The 23,878-nt window shown below is 68.6% G+C and carries 18 protein-coding genes; 13 read left to right on the top strand and 5 right to left on the bottom strand.

The annotated features are described in order from the left end of the window. The first annotated feature begins 42 nt into the window (after positions 1-42). From ACSNN8_RS24735 to ACSNN8_RS24700, 8 genes are all read left to right on the top strand, one after another. Complete coding sequence (locus ACSNN8_RS24735) at positions 43-951, top strand: IS5 family transposase (RefSeq protein WP_436649504.1); 909 nt, start codon at positions 43-45, stop codon at positions 949-951. A 66-nt stretch (positions 952-1,017) separates the two neighbouring features. Further along, positions 1,018-2,616 carry a hypothetical protein gene (locus ACSNN8_RS24730; RefSeq protein WP_436651882.1) on the top strand — a complete coding sequence of 533 codons (1,599 nt, stop codon included), beginning with the start codon at positions 1,018-1,020 and terminating at the stop codon, positions 2,614-2,616. Continuing rightward, the gene (locus ACSNN8_RS24725) at positions 2,613-3,374 is read left to right on the top strand and encodes a hypothetical protein (protein WP_436651880.1); all 762 of its coding nucleotides are present in this window, start codon (positions 2,613-2,615) and stop codon (positions 3,372-3,374) included. The genes ACSNN8_RS24730 and ACSNN8_RS24725 overlap by 4 nt, the downstream gene beginning before the upstream one ends. Beyond that, the gene (locus ACSNN8_RS24720; RefSeq protein WP_436651878.1) at positions 3,371-7,813 is read left to right on the top strand and encodes a hypothetical protein; all 4,443 of its coding nucleotides are present in this window, start codon (positions 3,371-3,373) and stop codon (positions 7,811-7,813) included. Before ACSNN8_RS24725 ends, ACSNN8_RS24720 begins: the two co-directional genes overlap by 4 nt. After that, entirely contained in the window at positions 7,810-8,859 is a 1,050-nt protein-coding gene (locus ACSNN8_RS24715; RefSeq protein WP_436651876.1) for a Wadjet anti-phage system protein JetD domain-containing protein, read from the top strand. The genes ACSNN8_RS24720 and ACSNN8_RS24715 overlap by 4 nt, the downstream gene beginning before the upstream one ends. A gap of 139 nt (positions 8,860-8,998) precedes the next feature. Next, positions 8,999-10,081 (top strand): hypothetical protein, encoded by a 1,083-nt coding sequence (locus ACSNN8_RS24710; RefSeq protein WP_436651874.1) that lies wholly within the window; start codon positions 8,999-9,001, stop codon positions 10,079-10,081. 578 nt (positions 10,082-10,659) lie between these two features. Further along, on the top strand, positions 10,660-10,908 hold the full coding sequence (locus ACSNN8_RS24705) for a hypothetical protein (protein WP_436651872.1): 249 nt from the start codon (positions 10,660-10,662) through the stop codon (positions 10,906-10,908). Positions 10,909-11,053: 145 nt separating this feature from the next. Next, positions 11,054-11,320 (top strand): hypothetical protein, encoded by a 267-nt coding sequence (locus ACSNN8_RS24700; RefSeq protein WP_436651870.1) that lies wholly within the window; start codon positions 11,054-11,056, stop codon positions 11,318-11,320. 95 nt (positions 11,321-11,415) lie between these two features. Here the strand turns inward: ACSNN8_RS24700 and ACSNN8_RS24695 are convergent, their stop codons facing one another. Both ACSNN8_RS24695 and ACSNN8_RS24690 read right to left on the bottom strand, forming a co-directional pair. Beyond that, positions 11,416-12,222, bottom strand: coding sequence for a hypothetical protein (locus ACSNN8_RS24695; protein ID WP_436651869.1), 807 nt, complete (start codon positions 12,220-12,222; stop codon positions 11,416-11,418). Positions 12,223-12,518: 296 nt separating this feature from the next. Next, the gene (locus ACSNN8_RS24690) at positions 12,519-13,985 is read right to left on the bottom strand and encodes an FUSC family protein (RefSeq protein WP_436651868.1); all 1,467 of its coding nucleotides are present in this window, start codon (positions 13,983-13,985) and stop codon (positions 12,519-12,521) included. 239 nt (positions 13,986-14,224) lie between these two features. Between ACSNN8_RS24690 and ACSNN8_RS24685 the strand changes: the two genes are divergently transcribed. The 3 genes from ACSNN8_RS24685 (at position 14,225) to ACSNN8_RS24675 (ending at position 19,050) form a co-directional block, all read left to right on the top strand. Beyond that, positions 14,225-15,403 (top strand): helix-turn-helix domain-containing protein, encoded by a 1,179-nt coding sequence (locus ACSNN8_RS24685; protein WP_436651866.1) that lies wholly within the window; start codon positions 14,225-14,227, stop codon positions 15,401-15,403. A 612-nt stretch (positions 15,404-16,015) separates the two neighbouring features. After that, positions 16,016-18,517 (top strand): NucA/NucB deoxyribonuclease domain-containing protein, encoded by a 2,502-nt coding sequence (locus ACSNN8_RS24680; RefSeq protein ID WP_436651864.1) that lies wholly within the window; start codon positions 16,016-16,018, stop codon positions 18,515-18,517. A gap of 65 nt (positions 18,518-18,582) precedes the next feature. Further along, on the top strand, positions 18,583-19,050 hold the full coding sequence (locus ACSNN8_RS24675) for a hypothetical protein (RefSeq protein WP_436651862.1): 468 nt from the start codon (positions 18,583-18,585) through the stop codon (positions 19,048-19,050). A gap of 17 nt (positions 19,051-19,067) precedes the next feature. Here the strand turns inward: ACSNN8_RS24675 and ACSNN8_RS24670 are convergent, their stop codons facing one another. The 3 genes from ACSNN8_RS24670 to ACSNN8_RS24660 all read right to left on the bottom strand — a co-directional run bounded on the left by ACSNN8_RS24670 (position 19,068) and on the right by ACSNN8_RS24660 (position 21,069). Then, on the bottom strand, positions 19,068-19,859 hold the full coding sequence (locus tag ACSNN8_RS24670; RefSeq protein ID WP_436651860.1) for an SDR family NAD(P)-dependent oxidoreductase: 792 nt from the start codon (positions 19,857-19,859) through the stop codon (positions 19,068-19,070). 176 nt (positions 19,860-20,035) lie between these two features. Continuing rightward, the gene (locus tag ACSNN8_RS24665) at positions 20,036-20,368 is read right to left on the bottom strand and encodes a hypothetical protein (protein ID WP_436651858.1); all 333 of its coding nucleotides are present in this window, start codon (positions 20,366-20,368) and stop codon (positions 20,036-20,038) included. Next, positions 20,365-21,069: a hypothetical protein gene (locus tag ACSNN8_RS24660; RefSeq protein ID WP_436651856.1), complete on the bottom strand. Its 705-nt coding sequence runs from the start codon at positions 21,067-21,069 to the stop codon at positions 20,365-20,367. Before ACSNN8_RS24660 ends, ACSNN8_RS24665 begins: the two co-directional genes overlap by 4 nt. A gap of 194 nt (positions 21,070-21,263) precedes the next feature. Here ACSNN8_RS24660 and ACSNN8_RS24655 point away from each other — a divergent pair, with 194 nt between their 5' ends. Both ACSNN8_RS24655 and ACSNN8_RS24650 read left to right on the top strand, forming a co-directional pair. Next, positions 21,264-23,204 (top strand): sensor histidine kinase, encoded by a 1,941-nt coding sequence (locus ACSNN8_RS24655; protein ID WP_436651855.1) that lies wholly within the window; start codon positions 21,264-21,266, stop codon positions 23,202-23,204. Then, on the top strand, positions 23,201-23,863 hold the full coding sequence (locus tag ACSNN8_RS24650; protein ID WP_436651853.1) for a response regulator transcription factor: 663 nt from the start codon (positions 23,201-23,203) through the stop codon (positions 23,861-23,863). The genes ACSNN8_RS24655 and ACSNN8_RS24650 overlap by 4 nt, the downstream gene beginning before the upstream one ends. The last annotated feature ends 15 nt before the right edge of the window (positions 23,864-23,878 follow it).

The raw sequence follows: 23,878 nt of genomic DNA, 5'->3' as shown, positions 1-23,878 counted from the left end.
AGGGTTCATCGACGAAGAAGTACCTTGAATACCGGAGACCTCGTGGCCACCTTAGCGGTGACGAGGCGGTTCGATCTGACCGACGCACAGTGGGCGCTGCTGGCGGCGTTGCTGCCTGCGCCGAAGCGGTCAGGTCGGCCGTCGCGATGGACGAAACGGCAACTGATCGACGGGATCCGCTGGCGAGTACGCACGGGGGCGCCGTGGCGTGATGTGCCAGACTGTTACGGCTCGTGGCAGGCGGTCTATGCAGTGTTTCGGCGCTGGCAGCGCGCCGGGATCTGGGCGCAGATCGTGACCAGACTGCAGGCCCGCGCGGATGCCGCTGGTCTGATCACCTGGGATGTCAGCGTGGACTCGACCATCGCCCGGGCCCATCAACACGCAGCCGGAGCCCGTAGCGATGTTCAGCGTGAACCCGCCGGCGGGGTCAGACCGGAGCCGACCGATCATGCTCTAGGACGTTCACGCGGTGGCTGGACCACGAAGTTGCATCTGGCCTGCGAGCAAGGTGGTAAGCCGTTGTCGATGCTGCTGACCGCGGGCCACCGTGGTGACAGCCCGCAGTTCGCGCCTGTGCTCGCCGGTATCCGGGTGCCACGCTGCGGGCCTGGCCGCCCACGGGTGCGCCCTGACCTGGTCCTGGCGGATCGGGCCTACACCTCACGCGCGAACCGGGGCTACCTGCGTCGACGCGGGATTAGGGCCTGCATCCCGAGCAAGACAGACCAGGACGCCCACCGCTTGGCCAAAGGCTCACGCGGTGGGCGCCCACCCGCGTTCGACGCTCAGCTCTACCGGCAACGCCACGCCGTCGAGTGCGGCATCAACCGCCTCAAACGACACCGCGCAGTCGCGACCCGCTTCGACAAACTCGCCGTCCGCTACGAAGCCACCCTGCACATCACCGCGATCAACGAGTGGCTACACGCACTTCGAGACGCGCCCTAGCGCAGCCATTGATTGACTTACACCTACGGTTACCGTACGAATACGGAAGTGCATGGAAGGGGACAAGTGGACGACCTGTTCGACTTGCCCAGTGGCTCCGCCGTGTCAGGGTCACCTGCACCAGCGGAGCTCTCCGTCTTCGACCCCACCTTCCCGGCGCGGGTTGCGGTGCTCATGCGGTCGCGCCCGATCACCGAAGCGATCGTCGCCGCCAATCGGCAGGAGTGGCCGGCGGCCACCTACGACGTCGCGACGTTCGCCCTCGCCGCCATTGATCTCGCCATCGCCCAGCAGGGCTTCGCGGAGGAGGCCACGTACAACGACGTCGTAGGCGGACTCACCACACTCGCCCGGCGTACCGCACCGGAACGACCCGCTTCGGAACACCGCCGCATCGGCGAGCACACCGTCGACGCCCTTCTCAACCGAGGCGAGCGCGAGGCGCCGTTCACCTACAGGATCAGCGACTTCACCGACAAAGCCCGGAGCCACCAGCGACGGCAGGTGCAGTTTCGGCTGCTGGTTGAACGAGAGGACCCCGTGCGGGGCGAGGTCGTGCTCTACGCCACCCGAGACGCGATCAACGCGCTGGTGGGTGGGCTCGAGTTCGATGTCGAGGACGAGCAGGTTGCGAACGAAGTGCTGCTGGAACGCCAGCTGGCGAAGGGCGCGTTCGATGCCGCGGAACGTGCCGCGGTCCGGGCTAGGCTGCTGTCGGTGTCGCTCGCCGAGGACCTTCATGAGCTGATCAAGAACACGCGCAGGGATCTGCGCGCCGTTATCCAGGAATGGGCGACGGCCGTTCCGCAACGCCTCACCACGGCTCGGGAACACATCGCCGGCCGCATGGAGGCCGAGCACCGCCTGCTCGCCAAGGTCCGCGAGTCACTGGAATCCGATGATCAGCAGGTGACCATGGCGGCGGCCCGAATCGCCGCGCTGCTCACCGAGTGCTCGCGCCGCCACGACGCATTGCACCGGCAGGTCATCGCCGCCCGAGGGGTGTTCCTCGAGGAGCAAGACCGGCAGTCGTTCCGGCCGCCGGCGCTGGGGCACCTACCCGACATCAGTCGGGAGATCCTTGCCCCATTGCTCGCTCTGGACAGCGAATCTGCGCTGACGGTCACGGACAGGTGGCTGTCGGACATCACGGGTCCGCGACCTCCGAAACTGCCCCGGCTGTACCGACTGATCTACGACCTGTGGGCGGTGCGTGACTCCGCCGCCGATGATCGTGACCTCGACGACGATGACGAGGCGGGAGATCCAGATCCGCCGACGATCGGACCGCACATTCTGGACGCAGCCCGGCGAGTCGTCGTCAGGACCGGCTTGCCTGCTCGTCTGTCGGCCTTGCTTGTTGGCGCCCTGACGGACCCTGGCCTCGACAGCAGCGCTGAACGGCAACGAGCTGCGGAGGTCCTAGCGCTGGCCGCGCTGTGGTGCTTCGCACCCGAGGCGACCGACACCGAACACACCGCATCGGTCGACTTGACCGCACGGATCTTAGGGCCGCGCGCCGTCGCGGACGCTGATGACCTAAAGCTTGATCTGCCGGGCTGGGACGGCGACGACCTGATCATCGCCCCTCACCCCGAAACCTTGGCAACCGCTGCCCCGCAACCGGTCACTGAGCATCCGTGGAAACACGCGGAGGCGGTATGACTCTGACACAGAACGATCACACCGACATCGGAACCCTGATCGCGTACGCGATACAGCCCACCCAGCGTCCCGGACGCAGTCAGGAATACCGCAGGGTGCTCGGCCGATACCGTACCGAGTCCGACTTTCGGATCGCCGCCGATGCCGTTCTGCACGGTTTGTCCGCCCAGGTCCTATCCGACGGCGATTTCGGGCTTGTCCTCGGCGTCAGCCCCGAGTCGCCGTTCGCCTTCCGGGTCGGCGACATGCCCCACGCGGCGACTCGGATCGGGCGATTGATGGCCGGCCTCGTCCTAGTCGGCGTGGCCGCCTACGCCTACCCCACACCGGCCGACCTAGAAGAGGTACGGGTCCGCCGGGTCACGGACGTCGAATTCGAGCAATGGATGCGCGCGATATGCGAGCGCATGCAGAAGCACGACGCCGCCGGCGAGCCGGTTCCCGACGACGGCTTGGACGAGGCGTGGCGCGCCTACCACGAGATGCCCTCCACACTCGTCGGCGACAGAGGTCGTGGCTCCGGACGGCTGTCACCCAAGTGCACCCTGTACTGGGTTCGAAACATTTTGGGCTGGCTCGTGGAGCAAGGCATGGCCCGTGCCGACAGCACCGGCGGGACCTGGATGCTCACCGAGCGATTCCGGATCCAGGTCAAGGACATGGCCAGCGAACCCGCCTACACCTTCCTGGCGGAGATCGCCCGACGGCCGCAGGCCGACAGCCAGCCCTTCGCAGCCGACAGTGGGGAGGAGGCGTGACCTATCATCTGGCCGCGTTCCGGCTCCATTCGATCGGAGAACGATCCGCTCGCTTCACCGATATTACGCTCGACCTCACCGCCCCGGACGGCGGCAGTAGGAGCTCCGCCGATTCGGTCGTGTGGCTGCGCAACGGCGGCGGCAAGTCGTCGCTGCTGTCGCTTTTTTATGCGCTGCTGCTGCCGAGAGCGATCGACTTCATGGGTCGCACGGTCAAACGCAGCCTCACCGACTACGTCGACAGTGGCGACACCGCGCACACCGTCGCGGCATGGCATCCGGCCGCCTCGGACACCTTGGACGGCTCACCGGACCGCATCCTCATCACCGGTGTCGTCTATGAGTGGTCCGACCTGCGCCGGCCCGCCGACGCCGACCGGGCTCGCGACCGGCTCGACACGACCTTCTACGCGTTCTACGCGGTGCCTGGCGTACTCGACCTGCCATGCCTTCCCATCCTCGATGCCGCCGGTGAACCGCGTCGCCGGGCGGACTATGTCGCCGCTCTGAAGGAGTTCGCGGCGACCTACCCCCAGGCCACGGATCTGGTGATCGCCGAGAAGCAACACGAGTGGACGGCCGCGCTGACGAGCCGAGGCCTCGACCCAGCATTATTTCGCACGCAGAAACAGATGAACCACGTCGAGGGCGGCGTGGAGGACATGTTCCGATTTTCGTCGGCCCGCGAGTTCATCGACATGCTCATCGATCTCACGGTCGCACCTGAAGACGCGATCGGCGTCGCGGATCGCCTGGCCTCGATCGCGTCGCTACTCGCGACCAAACCCGCTAAGACAGCCGAGCGTGATTTCTGCCTCGACTCGGCAACGGGCCTGGACCGCGTCCACGTCTGTCAGCAGGAGGTCGGCGCGGCGGCGCTCGCCCTGCAGCGGGCCGTCGACGAGGCGGCCAAGCTGTCCGCCGCCTTCGCCGCGACCGTCTCCCAAGCGAACAACCGAATCGAGGCGCTCGCCGAGCAGCGCGACGGCATCGAGAAGCGCCGCGCTGCCGCCGTGACCGAGGGCGGTGCCGCCTACGAGCTCGTCTACCTGTACGAGGAACGTGCCGCCCAGATGCGACTGCGTGCCGCACAGGAGCAACTCAGCCGGGCCGATGACGACGCCAAGGATGCCGCCGCTCTTATCGAAGCATGGGAGGCAGCCGAACATCTGGCGCAGAAGCAGGAGCTCCAGGACGCGTTGGAGCGCACCCGGCGAGAGGCCAGTAAGGAACGCGAGCGAACCGCGCCATTGCGGCGCGAGCACGACGAGCACAGCGCGCGCCTGAGAACCCGGCTGCGCACCCTAGCGAGGGCACACCAGGCCAAAGCTGAAGCGGCTGCCGAAGCCGCCAAGGCTGCGAAGGCAGACGTGGCGGCCCACCGTGCCGCGGCGAAGGAAGCTGACCAGCAGGCTCAGGCAGCCGACAAGGACGCGGCGACCGCGACAGCGCGGCTAGAGTCGCTGACCACAGACCTCCGTACGGCCGTCCGTGACGGCGCGCTTCCGAACGAAAAGACCGACCCGGCCGAGCACGACGCCGTTCTCGCCGAACAGCACGTGACCCTCACGGGCATTCAGGAAGAGATCCGGAGCCGTCGTGAACAACGCCCGGCGGTTCGACGCGCACTGATGAGCACACTCACCACGCAGACGGGCGAGCAGGTCCGGCTCGACGCGGAACGTACCCGGCTTGCGGAGGAACACGCCGCACTTGCCGAACGCGCTTCCAAGCTGGTCGCCCGCGAACGAGTGCAGGATCTGACCGAGGCAACCGGCGACGCCCCCGTGGATCTCTGGGCCGAGGCGGACACCCTGACCCGCCGGCTGTCAGACGCGATCGTCGATACCGATATGGCTCTCGTCCAGCTGGAGGCCGAACGCATCGACGACCAGCGCATCCTCGACGTGCACGCGCGCACCGGGCTCCTACCCACCACCCTCGACGCCGAACGGGTTCAGGCCGTTCTGGCCGAACATGACATCACCGCCGAAACCGGTTGGGCGCACCTGCGCACGCTGCTACCCAGCGCACGCCTGCTGGAAACGGTCACCGATCCGGACCTCGCGCGCCTCGGCGTTGGTCTCGTGATTCCCACCGGCCAGGCAGACGACGCCGAGATCGCATTGGCCATCGTTGACACGGCAACCACGGCACTCGTCGGGGTCTACACCGCCCAGGCCGCCGCCGCGATCGTCAGCGCCACCAAGGTAGGGCCCGATGGATCGGATCCAGTCTGGACCGGTCTGCATCGAGGCTTGGTGGACCCGGCCTGGGCCGAAGGCAACGTGCGACAGGTCGCCGCCCGCGCCGAGACGTACACCGAGCAGCAGTCCCGGCTGTCCGAAGCGCGTGCGGCCGACCGGGCGTTGCTCGACGAGCTCACCGAGTTGCTCACCGACTGCCCCGGCGGGCACCTCGACAGCCTCACCAGCCGCGTCGACGACCTCGACAACACCCTGCTTGGCATCGCGGCAGCACTCGAAAAAACTGGTGCGGAACTCGCCGCACTTGATGAAGCGGATGCCGGGGACACGGCGGCCGAGCAGGGGACGCAGCGACAGATCTCCCGTATCGAGACATCTCGCGCCCGCCTTTCCAACCTGATTCAAAAAGTGGAGGCAGCCGCGCAGTGGCGTCGCGACCTCGCTGAGGCTGGGTCTCGATCGAAGGACGCCCGCGATCAGGCCGACCGCTGCACGGAGAAGGCGAACAATGCCCTCGACGACGCGACGGAGCAGGGCAGCCTCGCCGATACCGAGGGCAGGACCGCCGACGCATACCGGACCGAGGCCGCCGGCCTGACATTCCTCGACTCCGATCCGGAGAGCCCCGACGATCCGGCGGTATCCCTCGACGTCCTCCGCGCTCGCCATCAGGAGGCCGCCCGCACCTGGCAGGTCCAGGCCTCCCAGTCGGTCCTCGCCGAGCGGGAGCGCAACCTCACCACGGGGCTGTCGACCGAAGAACAGGCGCTCGCCGCGGTCATCGCCGAGACCCGGCAACGCGCTGCCGCCCTGCTTGTAACCGCGGAGGGGCAGACCAAGCCGTCTCGAGCGGCGGCACTGGCTGCCGCCCGGAAGGCGAAGGAGGAGGCGGTCGGCCGGAACGGCCGCGCCTCCGGCGACATCGAACGGCACGATGCGACGCTCGCCAGGATTCGGAGGCGACGCACCGATCCGCCCAAGCGCGCATTGCTGATCGAGCCGACCACCGCGGAGCAGGCCGACGCTTTGGCAGCTGAACAGGATGAGATCGGCCAAGGGTGCGTTGAGAAGCGGACAAACGCGGAGGGCGAACTCCGCGACCTTGAGGGTAAGCAGGGCCACTACCAGGGTCGGATCACTGCCTTTGAGTTGCTCGCCGATGGTCTTCCCGACCCGGCCGGCTGGGTTGTCGCGCCGTTCGCCGGGACCGACGACGAGGCCAAGACCCACAAGCAGGCGCTGATACAGGCCCTGCGTGCTACGGAGAAACGCGCCGGCGACGCTGCAATCTCCCGGGCGAACGCAGTCGGAGACCTACGGACAACAGGCAGCAGGTATCCCGGGGTCACCACACCCGCAAAGGACCGCGTCATCCACGACAACGAAGAAGTACTGGCGCAGCACGCGGGAACCCTCGCGAACCAGCTCAGACTGCGCGCAAACATGATCGACGGCGAACTCGCCGACATCGCCAAGGACCAGGCGATCGTGACCGACTCCCTCGCCCGCCTCGTCTCGAACACCCTCGACACCTTGCGCAAAGCCGAACGCTACTCACGAGTGGCGACGAAGACCGGAGGCTGGGCGGGGAAACAGATGCTCAGAATCTCCTTCGAAGCGCCCGCCAGCGACGCCGACCTGCGCACCTACGTCAACCGCGTCGTCGAGCGGCGTATCGCCGACGGCATCAAACCGGAAGGACTGCCGCTGCTCAAGGACGCCGTTCACGAGGCGGCCGGAACCCGAGGCTTCACCGTCAAGGTCCTCAAACCCGCCCTCGACCTCGTCCCCACCACCGAAGACATCACACGGCTCGGCAAATGGTCCGGCGGAGAAAAACTGACCGTCTGCGTCGCGCTCTACTGCACCATCGCGGCGCTGCGCGCCGCCAACGCCGGACGCCGTGACCGCTCCGGCGGCGTCCTGCTGCTCGACAACCCGATCGGCCGCGCCTCACACGGCAGTCTCGTCGGCCTCCAGCGGACAGTCGCCGCTGCCCACAAAGTTCAGCTGGTGTACACCACCGGGGTGAAAGACCCCGATGCCGTCTCGCGGTTTCCCAACGTCATCCGGCTGGACAACCGGCCGGGTCGCACCCGGAACCGCCGCTACATCGTCCCGGACGACACCCTTACCGACACTGACCAGCGACTCATCACCGGCGTCCGTGTCGCACACGACGAATCGTCCAGCGGCGGGGGAAGCCAGTCCCAGACGGAGGCGTCGCCATGACGACAGCGCTGGGCGACATCATCGCCACCTATGTCGCGGAACAGCCGACAAGCCGCGTACGGGTCGACGGACTGCTGCGGCACGCCACCGCCGTCGACCCCACACTCGTTGGCGATCCCACAGCAAGAACCCGGCTTGCCGCCGTCCTGGCCGGCTTAGCCGAAGCAGGCGCCGTCGTTCTGCCGAAGACACGCTCCGGCTGGGACGACCGGACGAACCCGCCCCTACCGCTCTGGGTGGGCAAGACCGAGCCCCGCCGGGTCCGGACGACACCGACACCGCGAGTCTGGCCGCAAGCACTCGAAGCAGCCGCCGCGATCGCCACCCGGCCGGACGAACACCAACTCCTTGACAGAATCGCCACCTGGCTGCGGAACAATCCCGGCGCCGAAGCTGTCCCTCTCGAGGAGCGCTCGCTGGAGATCCTCGACGATGAGAAGGCTCTCGCCATCGAAACGACTAAACGACTGTTCACTACCGGCGTGCTAACCCTCGACCTCCTTGCCTGCTATCCCACGCCCATACCGTTCCCCTCCCAGCACGTGCCCGGAAGAGGACCGACACGGCTACTAGTGGCGGAGAACAACGCTACGTTCCACTCGCTCCTGCGGGCCGCCCGGCAGCTCGACCCGGATGTTCGCCCGGATCTGCACATCGGTTGGGGCTGCGGCAATCAGTTCCCTACCTCCATTACAGCGGTGGCCCTGCTCGATCCGGCGCCGACTGCGCTCTACTACGTAGGCGACCTTGACGTCGCCGGCTTGCGCATCGCAGTCAGCGCTGCCGCGGTGGCAAACGCCCAACGGCTGCCACCGCTACAACCGGCCGCCGCGCTGTACCGCTGGATCTTTGACCGCGGCGTTCCCCGCCCAGACAGGTCGAACACCGGCGCCAAGGCCTCGAGCACGCTCGTTGCTTGGATGCCGCAAGATCTACACCAGCCAGTCGCGCAACTGCTTGAGCAGCGACAGCGCATCGCCCAAGAGACTCTGGGCCTTCGCGCGTTGCGTGCCGAGCCGGATCTGCTCCTTCGGTCCGTCGAATGATCGCGAGACCAAGACTGGTCGACGCACCGACGGGAGCGGGTGCTGGCCAGCTAAGCCCGTACTTAGCGCATGGCCTCTTACCAGCCCTGTCCTGAAACCTCTACTCGCATGTGGCACTACAACACCTAGGAAGGTGATCGTGAGTCCTGCAGCGCATGTCTTCCGCATTGACGGTGTCGATGCAACGCCGTTCCAGCGCTCTGCCATGGCCGAACAGGGCCTGCTTGAGGTCGAACATCTCGAACGTTGGGTCGTTGACCACCCGGAGATACTCGGCGGCAGTGTACGGATCGTCACGAAGCAGTTTGATCGCTGGGCGACCAGCGGCGGGCAAGTCGCGGCAGAGCGCTTGGATATTCTCGGACTCGACTCCACCGGACAGCTCGTCGTCGTAGAACTTAAACGCGACGGCGATAAGCGCGTGCATCTCCAGGCATTGACGTATGCTGCCCTGGTTGCAGGATTTACCAAGGAATCCCTCGGCTCGGTACACGCGGACTATCTCAATAAGTCACCGCAAGAGTCGCCCGTGACCCCTGAAGCAGGACTTGCGGCATTGGCCGACCACGTCGAAGGCGACTGGGGCGAGGAGCTGCTGACGCGACCTCGCATCGTCCTCATCGCAGAGCGCTTTCCTTCACAAGTCATGACTACCGTCAACTGGTTGACCGAGCTCTCTCCTCGCGATCTCGTTATCCAGTGTATTGAGCTCAGCCTTTTTAGAGAGACGGACGAGTCGAGGAAACTTTGTGCCACGTTTCAACAGATCTTCCCAATTGACGACATCGCAGATCGGATCCTCGGACCAACGGTTCAACACGGTACCTCCGGCGTCAGCGCAGAATTGGCCGCCCGGTCTCGTCGACAACGCTCCGTGGCGGTCATCGTCGATAACGGTCTGATCCCGAAGGGCGCCACTTTAGCGCTGAGCGTCGAGACCCTTGTACGGCCACAATCGGTTGCGGCGGTGCGTGCTTGGATGGAAGCGGACCCGAATCGGTCGACGATTACGTGGACTGGAGATCGAGCGAAGCCTCTTAAATGGGCGGGTGCACCCGATGTCGACTGCTGGTCTGCATCGAAACTTGCGCAGAACATCGTCGAAATGGCAACGGGCGAATCTAGGGTGCTGTCCGGTCCCGATGCTTGGACGTACGAGGGTAAGAGCCTTTACTGGATCGCGAATGAGTTTCTTGCGGGCGCCGACGCTGAAACTACCTAGTGCGATTTTCTGACGTACTGGATGGCAGGCAGAGCACTTGATTTACCGTGGTCACACGCTTGGTCACGGCGTTGATCAACTTCCACTGGATTAGGTGAAATCGGGCGGCACGGAGGTGCCGTTCTGTCCGCTTCTGCGCACGTAAAAGCACCCGTTGGCACCGCTTAACCGAATTGTGATGCGACTGGGGGTCAAGGGGTCGCAGGTTCAAATCCTGTCAGCCCGACTTTTTAGACGTCTTCGCGGGTCAGAAGCCTGCGGAGGCGTTCTTTCCATTTGTGCTGATTGATTCCAAGGGTGCGTGGAGCCCTTTACTGGGCATCCGCGCAAGCGGATCAAATTGCATTCAGGAGGATGTTTTCGCAGCTCAAGGCCGATCCCATGGGTCGGGAGGTCGTTTTCGCGGAGTCCTTTACTTGGCTGCCTTCGCCGTTGATGATCGGATGGTCTTCGAGGCTCCGCTGTGTATCGCTGCAGTTCAGCGGGCCGTGTAGGCCGTTCGGGTGTTGCTCTTGTGGCCGTTGACCAGGCGACACCACTCTTACTCGTGAGCCGGGGGCGCGCTTTCGAGAGAATTCGTGGCTGAGTTGTCACCGGAGGTGGTCGCCTCCGCGCTCCGCCGGGTCGCCGCTGAGGATCGGCTGGTCGCGGGCTGGCTCGACGCCCTGACCGCCTCCGGGCCGATCGGAGCGCTAACCGAGGAACTGGCGACGGCCCGGGCGGCGAACGCCGCACTCCAGAGCCGGGTCGATGAGCTGGAGGAGTGGTGGACGGCCCTTGAGCAGAGCACCGATCCGGGCACCGCAATCCGTCAGCCGGGTAGCTGAGGAGCTTCTGGTGCGCCGGCCGTGGCGATGGCTGCCGGAAGGATGCCGCACCACGCCAGGCCAGCACACCGGCCACCGTGTGCTGGCCTGGTTCCGTCAGCGCTGCGAAAGTGTCGGCCACCCAGTCGGCGATGAAGGTGCTGACGTGAGGGAGATGGTCGAGGCCGATGTGTTCGGTGGCGCCTTGCTCGGGGGTGAAGATGCGCAGCTCGCGGTTGGGAGAGTTGACGGCCTGGTCGTACGAGCGGTGTGCGTATTCGAGGGGATCGGCCGATCGTTGGCGCAGTGGGCGATCAGGAACGGCACGGTGATGTTCTCGACGACGCCGTCGAGCGTATTCACTAAAGCTTTCAGGCGGGCTGATCGGAGAAGCGATCATCTGAGTGCTTCGCCTCGCTGCATGATTGCCTGAGCGTTCCGCCTAGTTCTCTCTTGCCGGCGCAATTGGGCGGCAGGTGAGTATAGTCCTCTATCCTCGCGTTCCACGAAGCACGTTTGGCCGACTCCTTACCCGGTGACCGTGACGGTCGCGAACTCTCTTGACCCGAACTGGTTGGCGTTCCCCACCTCGTCGTACATCGTCGCCGAGTAGACGTGCCACGTACCGACAGGCGCGCCGGCAGCAAGCGTCACGGTGTATTCCCATGTGCCGTTGGTGGGGGTGCCGGACACCTTGGTGCCCCATTCTGACGGGGACCAGTCGCCACTCGGGCTCGCCAAGAAGACCTCGCCAGGCGTGCTGATGACACCGCTCAGGTCATCCGTAGCGTTCACCTGGACCTTCAACACTCGGTCCTGGCTGTTGTCGAAGGTGTCGGCGCTCAACTTCGCTGATTCCCAATGGACGACCGGCGGCGTGGTGTCAGCCTTGCCGATGACAGTGAACGACAGTGGTTTCGTGATCGTCGTCAGGTTTTGTGCCCGGTCCCACAGGTCGGCCTGAAACACCCGCCACGTCCCGGGCGCGGCGAACCGCGGCAGCGTGGTGGCGAACTGCCACAGGCCATCGTTCTCGGTGCCCGAGACCCGGATGACTTCGTTCAGGTCCACTACCATTCCCTGGGGTGACTGCATCCGGAGCTGGATTTGACCCGGCTCCCATCCGCTCCCCTTGTCGGTGATCCGCAGAAGCACTGAGATCCTGCGGATGCCGTCGTTCCACACCACCGCGGGCACGATGCCGCCGGACACGACAGTGACGGCCGGCGGAGTGTGGTCGGACGTAGTCGACGCCGCGGCGGCTGCCGGTTCCGTCGAGGTCAGCATGCTCGCGACGGCGAGGAGTCCGGTTGCGGCAAGGGGGATCAGCCTCACGAGTTGTTCCGTTCCGTTCGAGGGCGAGGTCGGATGAAGCAAGCCATCGACCGGCGATCGCCGCACCTGAGAAGCTACCGACGCCGACTCGTCGTGAGCCCTGTCACGGTGTAGTCAGGTACGCGGCAGACTCGCTGTATGTAGCGCTGATCGTTTTTCACACCGTTTGGCGAGCCTCGTTCGATGGTGATTGGCGTCGCTGCTCCTGCTCGTCCAACCATCGCGGCTCGGCTACGTCCGCGAGTTCAGCAATGGCCGATGCGTGGACCATCGTGCGACCTCGGTGAGTGCCCGGCTCATTCGCTTGACGGCCACCGGCCGGCCCCGGGCTCGGCAGGCCCCGGTTGCCCGGTCGGCGAGGCCGCATCCGGTTCGGTCGCCGGCGACGCCGCATCCTGTACGCCGGCCCGCCCGACCGACGGCTCGGCGCCGGCCTCTCGCCTGCGCGAACGTGCGGCCCGGGGGTCGGGGATGGCCAGGTTCTCCGCCGCCGCGCCCGCGGCGGTGGTCATCATCCGGCGTACCGCTTGGCGGGATCGGTCGGTCACCCTCGGAAGCGTCTGTCCGGCCGCGCCCACGACCCGCCGAGCCGCGCGGCGCGGACGGGTTGCCAACGGCGGCGGACGCCACGGCTGGCCGGCCGGCCGGACCGCAGCCTCGATCTCGACGCGGAGCCGGTCCACCGCAGTGAGCAGCGCGCCGTGCTGCTGCCACGCCGCGGCGTCGGCTCGCGGGTCGACCAGCAGCAGCCGGCCCAGCAGCTCTCGCCGCTGGTGCAGCTCGGCCAGCTGGGCCGCCACCCGGGCGCGAGCAGCGTCGAGCGGCTCGGCGCCCGAGGCGACGTCGGCCACGCCGTCGAAGGCCTTGGCGGCGGCGTCCAGTGCGTCGGCGAGTGCGACGCGAGCAGCGGCGGAGTAGGCCTCCGCCTCGAGCTCGGGCGGCAGATAGAACGTACGGTCGAAGATTTCCCGGGACAGGGTCCGTACGACGATGGTGCAGTACTCGATCGCGGTGAGGGCGGTGCGCAGGCGGGGCTGAGCCATCCGGACCTCGCCGCCGCGCGGATTCAGCACGGCACTCTGCTCGGCCCGGAGCAGCGAGTGGTCGGCCTCCAGGACCGTGACGCTCAGGCCCCGGGCCGCGGTGAGCCAGTCCTGCGCGGCCTGGCGTGACCACTCGGCGCGCAGTTGCGTGGCCAGTGAGCGCAGGAAGTCGCCGAGCCGGGTGGCCAGGCCGGCAACCGCCGAGCCGGCCGACTCCACATGCACCGGCGGCACGATCGCCAGGTTCACCGCGATGCCGGTCGCGGTGCCGATGAGCGTCTCGTACACCCGGCCGGTCGCCGCCTGCGGTGCCGCGCCGCCGCCGACCGCGAGGACGAGCATCGCGCTGATCGGCACCTCCAGGGTGTGGGGTCCCAGGCGGAGAAGCTGCCCGAGTACGAGACTCGCGGCCACCACGAGCCCGAGACTCCACCAGCTCAGCCCGGCGATGGCGGCCAGCCCGACCGAGACCATGACGCCGGCCAGCACGCTCAGGACACGTTGGAATCCCTCGGTGACGGTCTGGAAGACGGTCACCTGCACCACCAGAATCGCGGTCAGCGGCGCGAGGATCGGCGACGGGGTGGTGTTGAGCGAATCGGCGGCTACATAAGCCAGTACGGCGGCAAGCGTGACCTTCGCGGTGCGAATCCCGGGAACGCGACCCCAGCGGACCAGCGCAGCGTCCCACGGCCGGCGCGCAAAGGTGAGCAGCCGCATCGCTCCTCCTCGTCGGCCGTCGCGGCCGCTTCCGGCAGGTGCTGTCGGGGGATGGCCGCCGGGGCCGGTGGCCGAAATTCACCGTAGCGTTCGAATGCCGGTCCAGGCGACATCGCAGCGCGTAGCCGTTACGCGCCACGCCGGCGATGAGGTGCCCGGACGCGGGTCCGGGTTCATGCCATGGATCTCGCGCTAGCCTGAGGATGCGTCGGGCGCTGTCCTCTACCGGGGAGCATCACATGGCCGCCTCGATCGGTGAACGACTTCGGCAGCTGCGTAGCGAACGCGGTCTGACCCAGCAGGAATTGGCGCGTCTCGCCGGCGTGAGCGTCGACCTGATCAAGAGACTGGAGCAAGGCCGCCGCGAGTCTGCGCGGCTGAGCTCGCTGGCGGCATTGGCCGATGCTCTCGATGTTCCGCTGGCCGAACTGACAGACAAACGACCCCGGCTCGACGGCGCCGGCGACCGGCTCGTGCTCAGCCTTCGCGATGTGCTGCTGTCTCCCGGTCTTCTGCCGGGCCTGGAGGACGACGAGCACGAGCCCGCACCGACGCCTCAGCTGCAATCACTGCTCAGAGACGGATGGCGCGACTACTGGTCGGGCCGGTTCGGCGAGTTGGCGCGGCGCGTACCCGGATTGGTCGCCGAAGCCCGCAGCACCGGGCGCGCCGGTGCGGACGGCAGCGACGTTCTGCTGTCGCAGGCCTACCAGCTCGCCGCTTGTCTGCTCGTTCACCTCGGCCGTGACGACCTTGCATTGATCGGAGCCGAGCGGTCCGTCACCGCGGTGGAGGCCGGGTCCGACGAGCTGCAGTGGGGCGCCGCGCATGGCACGTACGCGTGGGTCCTGATGAACCGGGCCCGCAACGATGAAGCCGAGCGGGTCGCCCGCCGCATCGCTGACCGGATCGAGCCGCGGCTGAGCACCGCCACCCCGCAGCACCTGACCGTGTGGGGCGGCATGGTGCTCTGGGGGATGGCCGCCGCGTGCGCCGCCGGCCGGGCCGACGCCACCGACGACTACCTGACCTTGGCCCGGGCCGGCTCCGCCCGGATGTCCTCCGACCGGCTCGACCACGCCCTCAACTTCGGGCCGACGCAGGTGGCGATGCAGGACACTTTCGCTCAGGTGTCCCTCGATCGGCCAAATCGGGCGCTGGCCGCGGCGCAGCTGGTCGACCCGACACGACTACGGCCCATCTCGTACGGACGGCACCTGCTCGACGTCGCCCGGGCGCAGGCGGATCTGCGTCGAGACGCCGACGCCGTGGACACGCTCGTGCAAGCCGAGGCGATGGTGCCGGTGTGGTTCCGTCACCAGGTGCAGGCTCGCGCTCTGGTCGCTGAGGTGTGCGAGCGGCGTGCGCGCCTGACGCCTTCGATGCGCGATCTCGTCCGGTCGCTCGACGCGCGTTGAGAGGACACAGCGTCCTCCCTGGACGTCAACACGCCAACCAGTAGGGGCATGGTGTTCCTGTCGGCCGTGTGATCGCCGCCCTGGGTTCCGAGGTGGGCGGCGGACGGCACCCCCAGAGCACGTTCGCCGCCTTGCGGACCGGGCGAGGGGGTACGGATGCCGCCAAGAATCGAGGTCGTACGCCGGCTGTTGTGGCGGCGCCGCGTGGCTGCTGCCTATGCGTGGCGGGACGCCGAACGCGTCCAGGCAGCTGAGCACAGCGACGCCGTACGGCGGATTCTCGACCAGGCAGCCATGTCATCTGCGGAGCGGCGGCGGCCCTCGTGACGAGGATCGTGACCCTTACGGCGCGAGTGCGATGGACGCGGACCAGCTCGAGCAGCTGCGCGTCGAGCTGGTGGCCGAGGCGGCAGCTGGGGGGCTGTAGGAGCCCGGATCCGGGCGGCGCGGTCCGATGGTCCGGCGAGACTCTGTGTTGATCGGCTCCCTGACAGTGCCCCCACAGCATCGACGATCGCGGATATAGTCCGCCATGGAGTGTTGGGAGCGCTCCCACCTCGGTTCGCCTGGCTGTCGTGCCGGGGTGAGTCCACGGGGAAACGGGGATCTGCCATGAGCCTGACCAGAAGACCGACCGCGGCGCTGGCCGCCGCTGGAGCACTGCTCGCCATGGCCGCGACGGCGCCCGCTCCGGCGGCTGCCGCACCGGCGCCTGTCGCGGCTCAGCAAGCCGAAGCCGACCGGCACGTCATGGGAATGGTGCCGGCCGGGAAGCCGATCCCCGTCGCGCCCAGCGCCGCTGAGCGCCGCAGCGCCGCCGCCGACCCAGCCCCGCTGACGGTGCAGCAGGCGCAGCACGAGGCCCGCCGGCACGCCAGGCCCGCGCCGGCCGAGGAAGCCGGGTTCGACGTGGCCCGGGCGGCCGGACCGCGCATCCTGCGTGAGAAGTTCTCGCCGCCGTCGCAACCGGAGGACGACTTCGTCTCCGAATGTCAGACCACGGCGGCGGCCACCAGCGAGCGCGGGCACATGCGCAACCGGCTGATGTGGTGCGCCCGCTACGACGCGTACGACTACATCCTCGACACCCGCGGGCGGCAGACCGGCTTCCTGTTCATGCCGGTCATCGCGATCGGGTACGGGCGGGACGACGGGCAGCGCAACATCACCATGTTCCTGCGGCCCGAAGCCGTGTACGTCGGTGGCAGCTACACGCCGGCGTCGACGTTCGGCTTCGAGATGGAGTGCTACCGCAACACGCCGGGCTGTTCGATCAGCGGCGGCAAGCAGCTGCTGCCGGTGGCGGCGTGGCTGGCCCACGCCACGGCCAAGACCTGGGTGTCGTGGCAGCTCGACTCCGACGAGACGGTGTCCACCCTGGACGACAAGGCGCTGTACCACCCGTTCAACTTCGAGGTGACCGCGCGCGACGGGCGCACCGCCGACGAGGAGAACCAGTACTTCGTCCGCTGTGACTCCGCCGAGTACTTCCTGGCCTCGCGGACCAAGGCGTGCATCTTCCACGACGTCATCCCGCATCTGCAGTACCGCATGTACGAGGCCGACGGCAGCCGTACGGTCGTATATGCCGTCGCCGAGCACATCCGGGACGCCTTCGCCAACCCCGACGCCACGTACCCCCGCAAGCTGGACGGGCCGAAGCGGATTCCGGGCCGGTACGGCGCCCAGCCGGTGCAGGAGCAGTACCTGGAGCGGGTGCCGGTCGGCGGGACCGTGCACACGGCCAACGGCCGGGAGAAGGACCGCGCCTGCGACCGGACGACGCCGTACCAGGACACCGGTCTGCCGCAGTCGCCGGGCGAGGGCGAGCAGTGCGACGAGTACCCGTTCGCCAGCACCCAGCAGGGCGCGTCCAACCCGAATTGGGACTTCTCCGTACGGGCCGTGCCCACCGGCGACAACAGCCGGGCCGGGTCGGCGCTGCGCGACTTCTACCGCGACGACCGGATCCTGTACTCGGAGAACAAGCCGTTCGGGGAGTGGAACGACGCCTTCTACGTGGAGATCATCGAGTCGTCCGGCGGCTCCGGTGGCGGCTCCGGCGAGGTCGACCACGCGCCGGTGGTCAACGCCGGGCCCAATGTCAGCGGTGACGAGGGCTCGGCGATCGCCCTGCACGGCTCGGCCGCCGACCGCGAGTCCAGTCCGGCCGTGTCGTGGAGCTACACGCCGGGTACGGACGTCGACGCCGGAGCCACCTGCCGGTTCGCCGACGCGAACGACCCGCAGACCTCGATCACCTGCACCGACGACGGCACGTTCACCGTCACCCTGACCGCCGACGACGGCGTCAACGCGCCGGTGTCCGACAGCGCCACCGTCTCGATCGACAACGTCGCCCCGCGGCTGACCCTGACCGCCCCGAACCCGTGGCAGCTGTTCAGGGCCCGCACCTCGATGGCCGTCACCGCCACCTTCACCGACCCGGGCACCAACGACACCCACACCTGCACCGTCGACTGGGACGACAACGCCACCGGCAGCGCCGCCGCCGACAACCGCACCTGTACGCTGCGCCGCGCGTTCGCCCACGCCGGCATGTACACCCTCGGCGTACGGGTGACCGACGACGACGGTGGCGCCGACGACGGCGGCGTCATGATCGTCGTCTACGACCCCGACGCCGGCTGGGTCAACCTCGACGCCGCCACCGCCACCCCGGCCGGCGCGCTGACCGGCGCCAACCCGGCCGCCTGGAGCTGGTCGCACCTGACCGCGCGCTACTACACCCAGGCGGGCCCGCCGACCGGCGAGGCGAAGACGTGGATCCCGGACGTGTTCCGCATGGAACCCACGTCGCGGCTGGAGTGGCTGGTCGTCACGCCGGACGGCAAGGTCGCCGCCAAGGGCACCAGCACCACCGGCACCGGCACCGCGGTCGGGTTCGTCCTCTACGGTTACCGGGGATGCGCCGCCACCGGACCGGACTGTCAGGCCGGGCCGTCGCGGATGCGCGCGGTCGTGTGGCCCAGCAGCACCGGAGCCATTCCCGGCGCGACGATCACGTACGACAATGTGCGGGGCGGTGACTACGACATCGACCGCTTCACGCCGCTGCCCCTGACCTCAGGGTCCGTCCAGATCCACCACTGATCACCGTACGGCTGGGCCGGTCCTGGTGAGGGCCGGCCCAGCGCCGCGTCTCTCCGGGAGGCACCGTGGCAACGTTGCTCGGCCGCGTCGAAGCTGCCGTCATGCCCGAGCGCCGGCTGATCACTCTGATCGGCGCCGAGTTCGACGGATTCGAGCATCCGGACCCCGACCGGTGGCCGCTGTGCTGGGCCGGGACCGAGCAGATCCACCTCTTCAGCGAGCTCGCCGACGGCCATCAGGCACTGGTCACAGCCGAGGCGTGGGACGGCCCCGCCCCGGCGCTGAGAGCCGAAGCGACCGGCGTCGCGCAGCTGCGCTCCATCAGCGGGCGGATCCTGATCAGCATCCTGGACGAACGGGCTCTCACCGACTACCTGCAGCTCGGCGAGCCCGGTGACTACACCGTCGACGTCCAGGTCACCGGCCGGCAGCAATTGCGCGCGCTGTCGCGCCAACCCGCCTGGTACGACAGCACGCCCCGCGGCGTGGAGCACTTCCAGGTACGGCTGTGGCCGTCGGACCGCGATCGCTGAGCCCGCGTCGGTGCGGCTCACAGCGTGGTGGTCAGGACGCCCCCGTCGACCCGTACGGCCGATCCGTTGATGGCGGACGCGGCGGGACTGGCGAGGAAGGTCACTGCGGCGGCGATCTCGCGGGGCTCGATGAATCGTCCCAGCAGGGTGGTCCGGTTGGCTCCGATGATCGCCGCTTTCATCTGCTCCTCCGGGAGGGACTTGGCGGCGGCCAGCGTCCGGACTGTGTCGGCGACGCCGTCGGAGTAGGTGGGTCCGCCGAGCACCGAGTTGACGGTCACGGCGGAGCCTTTGGTGAGCTTCGCCAGGCCGTTGCCGACCGCGAGCATGGCCGCCTTCGACGTGCCGTAGTGGATCATGTCGGCCGGGATGTCGACGCCTGACTCGCTGCTCACGAAGACGATCCGGCCCCAGCCGCGCTCGAGCATCGTCGGCAGGACGCGGCGGGCGAGCCGGACTCCGCTGAGTACGTTGATCTCGTAGTAGCGCCGCCAGTCGTCGTCGGAGATGAGCTCGAACGGCTTGAGTTCGAAGAGGCCGACGTTGTTGACGAGGATGTCGATGTGGGGCAGTTCGGCGCACAGCCGGTCGACGTCGTCCGAGATGGCGAAGTCTGCGCGCAGGCTGGTGATCGACGCGCCGGGCACCTCGCTGCGCAGCGTCTCGACCGCGGCGGTGAGTTTCGCTGTGTCGCGGCCGTTGAGGATCACATCGACGCCTTCGCCGGCCAGGGCCTTGGCGGTCGTGTATCCGATGCCGCGGCTGGATCCGCTGATGAAGGCGGTCTTGCCATTGAGTTGCAGGTCCACGTGGTACTCCTCGTCACCAGTCGCCGGCCGAACCCGGCTCGAAGCCCCGCCGGATCGCCCGGCGGGTGTGCGTCTCCAAGGTGCCGCGGGCCGATGAGCATCTGATGAGCGGCCGATCTTGCCGCTGGGCGCCGGGGTGCCCCGTCTCCGCGGCACCCCGGCTCCGGTGATTCTGATCAGGCCGGCGCCCGCCGGGCCGTGGTTCTGAGGCAGGCCGCAGCCAGCAGCAGGCCGCACAGGCTGACGGTCAGGCCGATGACGGCTCCCTCGCGGGCGGACACCAGGGCGACCAGCGCGCCGGCCACGTTCAGCGCGGCGACGACGGTGACGGCCCAGGGGGCCCACGGTGCTCTGCGGACCAGACCCACGGCGGCCACGAGACCGGCCACGCCGAGCAGCGTGACCAGCCACCCGAGCGGCGCGGCGACGTCCGCGTCGAAGGCGAACGGCAGGTTCAGCAAAGCCATCAGGACGGTCACGGTGGCTGTCGCGTACGTCAGGAATTTCACGACTCCCCCCGCGGCCGACGCAGCAGCTGGACCCCGACGGCGGCGAACCCGATGCCTTGCACGATTGCCCCGGCAACCTCGAACAACTCGACTCCGGCCGCCAGGCCGGCGATGTGCAGCAGCGGCCAGGCCATGATCGCGGCGCCGGCCCATCGGGGGACCGCCCGGGAGCGCCACAACGCCAGACCCAGCAGGAACGTCCCGACGATGTTGCCGAGGACGAACAACAGGAAGACCCACGTGCCGGCGGCGAACTCCTGCCTGGTGTCGAGCACCCGGGCGAACTCGGCCATCGGGCCGCCGACGCGAACCATCGCGAGGGTGGTGAGGTCGGACATCAGCACGGCCAGGTAACAGACGTAGCCGGCGGCGACCAGCGTGCCGCCGATGAAGGACAGCCGCCCGGCTCCGGCGATCCGGGCCGCCCCGAGCGCCGCCGGAATCATCAGCAGCGCGCCGATCATGCCGAAGAGGACGACGTTGTACAGCAGGTCCGGATGGGCCGCGGCCGCGGCGAGTGAGTCCGCGCCGGTTTCGTCGCTCGCGCCGTCGGCCTGCGCCATCGCCCAGCCGGTGTTGCAGGCGAGAAGGAACCAGGGCGCGAGCAGCGTGCCGGCGGCGAGGCCGAACCGTCTCAGGCCGGTGCCGGGTGGGCGCACGGCTGTCGCCCCGGCTCGTTCGGATTTCATGGAAGTAGTCATGGCATCAGCCTGTGTCCGGCCGCCGACCCTGGACCAGGGTGCCGGTTCCCGGGTGCCGGGAGAAGCTCCCGACCGGCCGGGAACGGCGGCCATTGCGTTGCCGGTCGGCCCGGCGGCATGCTCGGCTCATCGTCACGCGAACTGTTTCAGCCAGGTTCGGCGCCGGCCGGTGGGCGGCGGCGACGCTGGTTGCTGTGTTCGCCGGGACGGTGTTCCTGACGGTGTGGGCGGCGTCCGGCCGGGCGACGCCCGTCGGCCAGGATCAGCTGCCGGCCTGGGTGAGCCCCATGGTCACGATGATCTCGTACGGGGTGGCCGGCGCGGTCCTGCTCGACCGGCGGCCGGATCTGCCGTTCGGGTGGCTGCTCAGTGCGGTCGCGGTGCTCCTCGTGGTCGAGGTCGTCGTGGCCTTCCCCGCGGCCGACGCGATCACCGGCGGTGACCGCGGCGGCCTGGCGAGGTGGGCGCTGACGCCGCTGACCTTCGGCTTCCTGCCGGTGGCGGTGCAAGGGCTGGTCAACGTACGGTTCCCCACGGGTCGCCCCGCGACCAGGGCCGGCGCCTGGCTGGAGAAGGCGATCGTGGCCGGAACCGTTCTGGTGGTGCTCGGCGGGTTTCTCGGCGGCACGATGGACGGTCTGGTCGACGGGGCGGCGTCGCTGGCCCATCCGCTCACCGCCGGCACCGTGGCCGGTCGGGCCGGCGACGCCCTGGTGCTGCTGGCTCCGGTGGTCGTGCTGCTGGGCCTGGTGGCCGGCATCGGCGTGGTGTGGCGGTTCATCCGCTCCGCCGGGCTGCAACGCCAGCAGCTCAAGTGGCGGGCCGCCGGCGTGGTCCTCGCGCTTGCCATGTTTCCGCTGGCCGTCACCGACGGGCTCGGCGCGCTCGGCGTCCTGGACGCCCCGGTTTTCGTGCTGACCCTCGCGATCCCGGTGATGCGCTACCGGTTGTGGGCCATCGACACCATCCTGCGGCGCTCGATCGCGTACGCCGTGGTGACCGCCCTCCTGGTCGTGGCCTACGTCGCCGTCGCCGTCGCGGTCAGCAGGATCGCCTCGGCCCGGGTCGCGGCCCCGGTCGCCGCCGCAGTGGTCGCTCTGTCGTTCGCGCCGGTGGTCCGATGGGCGCAACGCCTGGTCGACGGCCTGTTCTACGGCGATCGCAGCGACCCGTACCGGACGCTGCGCGCGCTCGGGCGGCGGCTCAGCGCGATGCCGCACCACGACGTGCTCGAGTCGCTCGTCCAGTCGATCGCCACCTCGTTGCGGCTGCCCTACGTGGCCGTCGAGCGGCCGGACGGCACCCTCCTGGCCGAGCACGGGGTGCCGGGCGCGAGCCGGGAGCGCTGGCCCCTGACGTACGAGCAGCGGTGTGAGGGATTCCTCGTTGCCTCGCCGCGCCGTGGCGAGGACGTCTTCGACGACCGCGACCAGGCGCTGCTGAGTGACGTCGCCGAGCAGGTGGGCGTCGCCGTGCACGCGGTCGGCCTGACCGCCGAGCTGCTGGTCTCCCGCCAGCGGCTGGTCACCGCCCGCGAGGAGGAACGCCGGCGGCTGCGCCGGGAGCTGCACGACGGCCTGGGTCCCGTGCTCACCGCCGTCGGGCTGAACCTCGACGCGGCGCAGGCCGGTGTGGGCACCGACCCGGCGGCCGCCCGCACCCATCTCGGGAACGCGAGGAAGGCGACGACGCAGGCGCTGGGCGACCTGCGCCGGCTCGTGCACGACCTGCGACCGCCGGCCCTCGACCTCGGGCTCGCCGCTGCGCTGCGCGTCCAGATCGAAAGTCTCACCGCGGGCTCGGCGCTGTCGGCCACCGTCGCGGCTCCCGAGCTGCCCGAGTTGCCCGCCGCCGTGGAGGTGGCGGTGTTCCGGATCGCCGTCGAGGCCGTCACCAACGCCGTACGCCACAGTGGCGCCACCCGGTGCGAGGTGTGCCTCAGCGTGACCGGCGACGAGCTGACCGTGCGTGTCCACGACGACGGCGCCTCCACCCGGTCGTGGACGCCCGGCGTGGGCATGACCGCGATGTGGGAACGCGCAGCCGAGCTGGGCGGCACGTTGCGGGCCGGACCGGAAGCGACCGGTGGCGCCACGGTCGTCGCCACCTTCCCACTGGCGAGGACGGACCGATGATCCGCGTGCTTCTGGCCGACGACCATCCGCTGGTCCGCCAGGGACTGCGGGCGGTGTTCGCGACCACCACCGACATCGAGGTGGCCGGCGAGGCGGGCGACGGACCCGAGGCGGTGCGCAGCACGGTCCGGCTGTCCCCGGACGTCGTCGTGATGGACCTGCAACTGCCCGGCCTGCACGGCACCGAGGCCACCCGGCAGATCCTCGACCGCAAGCCCGGCACCACCGTGCTGGTGCTCACCATGTTCGAGGACGACGACACCGTGTTCGCCGCCATGCAGGCCGGAGCCACCGGCTATCTCGTCAAGGGCGCGGACGGCGCGGACATCATCGCGGCCGTCCGAGCTGCGGCGGCCGGGCAACCCGTGTTCGGGGCGGCGCTGGCCGGTCGCCTGCGGCGGTGGTTCGCCGCTCCACCACAGCGCGACACGCCGTTCCCGCAACTCACCGAGCGGGAGTTGCAGATCCTCGACCGCCTGGCCGCCGGGATGTCGAACACCGAGATCGGCCGGCAGCTGCACCTGTCGGCGAAGACCATCGCCAACAACGTGTCGACCATCCTGACCAAGCTGCGGGTGTCGCAGCGCACGCAGGCGATCGTGCAGGCACGGGAGGCCGGACTCGGTCGCCTGGGTCAGCGCACCGATCCGGGCCCGTGATCCGTCTCCGCCGGA

This window comes from Actinoplanes sp. URMC 104, from assembly GCF_051386375.1.
Lineage (GTDB): Bacteria > Actinomycetota > Actinomycetes > Mycobacteriales > Micromonosporaceae > Actinoplanes.
The sequence above is the reverse complement of the archived record's forward strand: the minus strand, read 5'-3'. Positions and strand labels throughout refer to the sequence as shown.

Bases quoted from the DNA above. Each gene is read 5' to 3' on its own strand.
- ACSNN8_RS24725 (WP_436651880.1), top strand. From the start codon at position 2,613: ATGACTCTGACACAGAACGATCACACCGACATCGGAACCCTGATCGCG.
- ACSNN8_RS24715 (WP_436651876.1), top strand. From the start codon at position 7,810: ATGACGACAGCGCTGGGCGACATCATCGCCACCTATGTCGCGGAACAG.
- ACSNN8_RS24690 (WP_436651868.1), bottom strand. From the start codon at position 13,985: ATGCGGCTGCTCACCTTTGCGCGCCGGCCGTGGGACGCTGCGCTGGTC.
- ACSNN8_RS24685 (WP_436651866.1), top strand. From the start codon at position 14,225: ATGGCCGCCTCGATCGGTGAACGACTTCGGCAGCTGCGTAGCGAACGC.
- ACSNN8_RS24680 (WP_436651864.1), top strand. From the start codon at position 16,016: ATGAGCCTGACCAGAAGACCGACCGCGGCGCTGGCCGCCGCTGGAGCA.
- ACSNN8_RS24660 (WP_436651856.1), bottom strand. From the start codon at position 21,069: ATGACTACTTCCATGAAATCCGAACGAGCCGGGGCGACAGCCGTGCGC.
- ACSNN8_RS24650 (WP_436651853.1), top strand. From the start codon at position 23,201: ATGATCCGCGTGCTTCTGGCCGACGACCATCCGCTGGTCCGCCAGGGA.